General features: G+C 58.3%; 3 protein-coding genes. All 3 read right to left on the bottom strand.

Annotation, left to right across the window (positions count from 1 at the left end):
- Nucleotides 1-279 (bottom strand): UbiA family prenyltransferase (locus tag NW815_RS11720; protein ID WP_414416040.1); only part of this gene is annotated, 279 nt, incomplete at its 3' end.
- 8 nt (nt 280-287) lie between these two features.
- Complete coding sequence (locus NW815_RS11715) at nt 288-776, bottom strand: YceD family protein (RefSeq protein WP_414390673.1); 489 nt, start codon at nt 774-776, stop codon at nt 288-290.
- 89 nt (nt 777-865) lie between these two features.
- Nucleotides 866-1,477, bottom strand: a complete 612-nt coding sequence (locus tag NW815_RS11710) for a protein jag (protein ID WP_414390675.1) — start codon at nt 1,475-1,477, stop codon at nt 866-868.
- Nucleotides 1,478-1,535 lie beyond the last annotated feature (58 nt).

The following is a 1,535-nucleotide window of genomic DNA, read 5'->3' as shown; positions in this document are numbered from 1 at the left end:
CCCCTGTCGCCAACTCAGGGATCCAGCAGCTAAGGGCAAATGGGGCTTGTTGATGCGGTCGATTTCAATATCCGTCAGTTGATTCAAGCCGACGATGTAGACATTGGCCGCCAGACAGGCCGCCCAAGCCCAGACCAACTGGGGCAGCGCCGAGAGAACCGGTTGCAGGGATCCGGCAGCCACAAACCCCGCCAACAGGTAGAGGCCCACCACGCTGGCGCTGGTGCCGTAGACGGTGTGGGGTCGAGCGAAACGCCAGAGAACTTGTGGGCGCAACATCAAAAAAGCTAGGGAGAGTCTTCCAGGAGAGAAGCTAGGGCTGCCCAGCGGGGATCCGCCGTTGGTGCTGTAGCTTCCACCGCAATGCCCGGACAATCGGGACGGCAGGGCAACTGGCGGGGCATCTCCAAATGCAGGTGCTGGTACATCCAGTCTTCGACATCCAGCTCACCATGGGGGGGCAGGCTCTCCAGCAGATCTTCTTCGTCTTGCAATTCCAGCTCCAAGGGGAGAGGTTCGGGATCCCGAATCAAAATGATCTCCTCAACTTCCAGGTGCAGCCGGTGGTTGAACTGCTGTAGGCAGCGGTGGCAGGTGAGGGTGACAATGGTACGAGCTTCAGCACTCACTTCGAGAAAATGGCCCCGATGGCTGACTTCCAGGGATCCCTCCACAGGGGTCAAACTCTCAAAGCCCGAAAAAAACTGCCTAAACTGCAATTCTTGGGTTTGACCGGGCATCTGCCGCAGATCCGATAGACGAATTGGCCTCAGCATGGCACCCCCCTTCACGCGTTTTGGGTAGCAGGGATCCCTGTCGTCACCGTAGCAAGAGGGCCAACTTGTTCCCAGCCCTCTGCCCACTCTCAAGATGGGGAAGCTGCCCGACGGATAACCAAGCGCCGGTCAGGCTCTTTGCCACGGCTGAAAGTTTCCAGATCGGCATAGGCAGGGTCATTCAAGAGAGTATGAATTTGCCGGCGCTCGGCAGCCGAGAGATCGGGAAACTCGTATTCCCGGCCAGTGGCCCTCACCTTTTCCACAGCAGCGGCAACCAAAACCTTCAGCTCCTGCAAACGCCGCTGCCGATAGCCGTCCAAATCCAAAATGTAGGGCTGCTGCTGGTCTTCCGGCTGGTTCAGGTTGAGAAGGGTGTTGGCCAGGTACTGCAACGCATCCAGCACCACGGGGGAGCGATCCTCCTCTTGAGGGGAATCTCTGGAAGATGGAGAGGGCAAGGGGGGGGCTTTCGCCAACAGCAGCCGCTTCTGAGCTGGGGTCAAAGAAGACGCCTCGATTTCCAGCACCTCCCCCACCACCCGCACCGCCGCTGGGATCCCCATAGCCGCCAGCACCTGCTGTAACCACTGCCTGGCTCGCTCTTGATTGGCCGCAAAGGTGGACTTGTTTGGCGAAGGGGCAACGGTTCCCTCAGATTTCCTAGCAGCAGATCCCGTAGAAGACTTAGGACGGCTCATCCTGGGCAGCTTCCAACTTTGAAGAGCGTGACTCTAGTCAATAATAAGCTCAACTATA

Source organism: Synechococcus sp. R6-7, assembly GCF_047461695.1.
Classification (GTDB): Bacteria; Cyanobacteriota; Cyanobacteriia; order Thermostichales; family Thermostichaceae; genus Thermostichus.
Note: the sequence above shows the minus strand (reverse complement) of the source record. Positions and strands in the feature narration are given on the sequence as shown.